Origin of the sequence: Thioclava sp. UBA3469 (assembly GCF_002378135.1) — a bacterium.
Classification (GTDB): Bacteria; Pseudomonadota; Alphaproteobacteria; order Rhodobacterales; family Rhodobacteraceae; genus Thioclava; species Thioclava sediminum.
The window spans coordinates 1-3,358 of the sequence record NZ_DFRG01000280.1 but is presented as its reverse complement, the minus strand read 5'-3'; the positions used below and the strand labels follow the sequence as shown (position 1 = coordinate 3,358).

At 63.2% G+C, this 3,358-nt stretch carries 2 protein-coding genes and 1 pseudogene; all 3 read right to left on the bottom strand.

Translation table 11 applies throughout. The features are described from left to right. Nucleotides 1–953, bottom strand: a 953-nt coding sequence (gene gap, locus B3D39_RS20280; RefSeq protein ID WP_286790034.1) for a type I glyceraldehyde-3-phosphate dehydrogenase, incomplete at its 3' end; no start/stop codon positions are given. A 13-nt stretch (nt 954–966) separates the two neighbouring features. Further along, entirely contained in the window at nt 967–2,940 is a 1,974-nt protein-coding gene (gene tkt, locus B3D39_RS20275) for a transketolase (RefSeq protein ID WP_274963157.1), read from the bottom strand. A 17-nt stretch (nt 2,941–2,957) separates the two neighbouring features. Continuing rightward, nucleotides 2,958–3,358, bottom strand: a pseudogene (locus B3D39_RS20270) (phosphoribulokinase); the annotation flags it as partial.

Genomic DNA, 3,358 nt, shown 5'->3' with positions numbered 1-3,358 from the left:
AAGCCCCATTCGTTGTCGTACCAGCTGAGAATGCGCACCATCCGCCCGTCCATCACTTTGGTCTGGTCCATGTGGAAGACCGACGAGTGAGGGTCGTGGTTGAAGTCGCTGGAAACATTGGGTTTGTCGGTATAGCCGAGGATGCCCTTCATCGGGCCGTCAGCCGCCTTGCGGATAGCCGCGTTGACCTCTTCCACCGTGGTATCTTTCGCGGCCTCGAAGACCAGATCGACCACGGAGACATTCGGCGTCGGCACCCGGATCGCGACGCCGTCGAGCTTGCCATTGAGCTCCGGCAGCACCAGACCCACGGCTTTCGCAGCGCCGGTCGAGGTGGGGATCATGCTCAGCGCGGCGGCGCGGGCGCGATACATGTCGGAATGCATCGTATCGAGCGTCGGCTGGTCGCCGGTATAGCTGTGGATCGTGGTCATGAAGCCTTTCGAGATGCCGATCGCGTCATTGAGTGCCTTGGCGACCGGCGAGAGGCAGTTCGTGGTGCAGGACGCGTTCGAGACGACCAGATCGTCCTTGGTCAGCGCACCGTCATTGACGCCGAAGACGATGGTCTTGTCGGCGCCCGCCGCCGGAGCCGAGACCAGAACACGCTTCGAGCCGTTCTCGAGGTGGAAGGCCGCTTTCTCGCGCGCGGTGAAGATGCCCGTGCATTCCATCGCGATATCGACATCGCCCCAGGGCAGGTCCTTGGGATCGCGGATCGCGGTGACCTTGATCTTGCCGCGGCCAGCGTCGATCCAGTCCTCGCCGGTCGTGACCTCTTGCGGGAAGCGGCCGTGGACGCTGTCGAATTGCAGAAGATGGGCGTTGGTTTCGACCGGGCCCAGATCGTTGATCGCGATCACCTCGATATCGGTGCGACCCGATTCAATGATCCCGCGCAGCACGTTGCGGCCGATACGTCCAAACCCGTTGATGGCAACTTTAACCGTCATTCTCGTTAGTCCCTCAGATCAGTTCTTTTGCATCCGAAACAATCGCTTCGGACGTGATGTTGAAGTGTTTGTAGAGCGCCGGGGCAGGGGCCGAGGCCCCGAAACCGGTCATACCCACGAAGCGGTCCTCGGGGCGCAGGAAGAGATCCCAGCCCTGACGGATCGCCGCTTCGCAGCCGACGCGCGGGGCATCGCCCAGAACCTCGGCGCGATACGCCGCGTCCTGTTTCTCGAAGAGCTCGAAACACGGTGCGGAGACGACCGCCGCCTTGATCCCTTGCTCGGCCAACTGGTCGGCCGCCGCCATCGCGATCTCGACCTCGGACCCGGTCGCGATCAGCGTCACGTCGCGGGCCTCGGGGGCGCGCAGCAGATAAGCGCCGCGGGCGGTGAGGTTCTCGTCCGTGTGTTCGGTGCGAACCGTCGGCAGACCCTGACGCGAGGCCACGATCATCGTCGGCGTGGCCGTCGAGGTCATGGCGATTTCCCAGGCCTCGGCGGTCTCCACCGCATCAGCCGGCCGGAGGATGAGCAAGTTTGGAATGGCTCGGAGCGAGGCCAAATGCTCTACCGGCTGATGGGTGGGACCGTCCTCGCCGAGGCCGATCGAGTCATGGGTCATGACATAGCAGGTCGGCACGCCCATCAGCGCCGACAAACGAATTGCGGGACGGCAGTAATCGGCGAAGGCCATGAAGGTGCCGCCATAGGGCCGCAGCCCGCCATGGAGCACGATCCCGTTCATCGCGGCGGCCATACCGTGCTCGCGAATGCCGTAATGGATGTAATCGCCAGTGAAATCGGTGGGCGTGATCGATTTCATGCCGGAGGATTTCGTCAGGTTCGAGCCGGTCAGATCGGCCGAGCCGCCAACGGTGAAGGGCAGGGTGGCGTTGACCACTTCCAGCGCCATCTGGCTCGCCTTGCGGGTCGCGACCTTGGGCTTGTCTTCCGAGAGCTTGCGCTTGTAGGCGGCGATCGCGGCGGTCAGAGGGCTGGTGTCAGCCTCTTCGGCGGCGAGGAATTCGGCGCGGGCGGTTGCGGTGTTCAACCGCTGTTCCCACTCCGCCCGCGCCCGCGCGCCTCGCGACGCGATCCGGCCCCATTCGTCGTATATCGCCGCAGGGATGTCGAAGGGCGGGTGATCCCAATGCAGCTGCTTGCGCGCGGCGGCGATTTCCGCGTCGCCGAGCGGTGCGCCGTGGACATCGTGGCCGCCTTGCTTGTTGGGTGCGCCAAAGCCGATGATGGTGCGGCAGGCGATCATCGAGGGGCGCGGATCCTGACGCGCGGCCTCGATCGCGTCGGCGATCTCGGTCGGCGTATGGCCGTCGCATTCGAGCACGTGCCAGCCGGCCGCCGCGAAACGCGCCTTCTGGTCCATCGAGGTGGACAGATCCGTGTCGCCGTCGATGGTGATCGAATTGTCGTCCCACATCACGATGAGCTTGCCGAGCCCAAGATGCCCCGCGAGGTCGATCGCCTCGTGGCTGATACCCTCCATGAGGCACCCGTCACCTGCAATCACATAGGTGAAATGATCCACCAGATCAGTGCCATAGCGCGCGTTCTTCATCTTCTCGGCAATCGCCATGCCCACGGCGGTGGCGATGCCCTGACCGAGCGGCCCGGTGGTCACTTCGATCCCCTCGGCATGGCCGTATTCCGGGTGGCCTGCGGTGCGCGAACTCAGCTGGCGGAACGCCTTGATCTGGTCCATGCCCATGTCTTCATAGCCCAGCAGATGGTTGATCGCGTAGATCAGCATCGAGCCATGGCCCGCCGACAGAACAAAGCGATCGCGGTCGGGCCATTTCGGCGCGGTGGGATCGATATTCATGAAACGGTTGAACAGAACGGTCGCCACATCGGCCATGCCCATCGGCATCCCGGGATGGCCCGAATTGGCCTTTTGCACCGCGTCCATCGCAAGCGCACGGATCGCATTCGCCATGCGCGTTTCTTGAGTGATTTGAATGTCTTTCATCACCTTGTTCATCCTTCTCAAGCCCGCTTCGATTCACGCACGATGCGCTCGATGAGGGGGGTGAGGATCAGCTGCATGGCCAGATCCTGACGGTTGCCGGGAATGACGATCGAGTTGGCGCGGCTCATCCAGGAGCCGTTGATCATCGAGGTGAGATAAGGGAAATCGATGCCGCGCGGGTTCTTGAAGCGGATCACCACGAGGCTCTCATCCGCCGTCGGGATCCAGCGCGCCACGAACGGGTTCGAGGTGTCGACGACCGGCACGCGCTGGAAGTTGATATCCGTCTCGGTGAATTGCGGCGTGATGCAGTTCACGTAGGAATGCATGCGGCGCAGGATCACGTCGGTGACCGCTTCCGTCGTGTAGCCCCGCGAGGCGCGGTCGCGATGGATTTTCTGAATCCATTCGAGGTTGA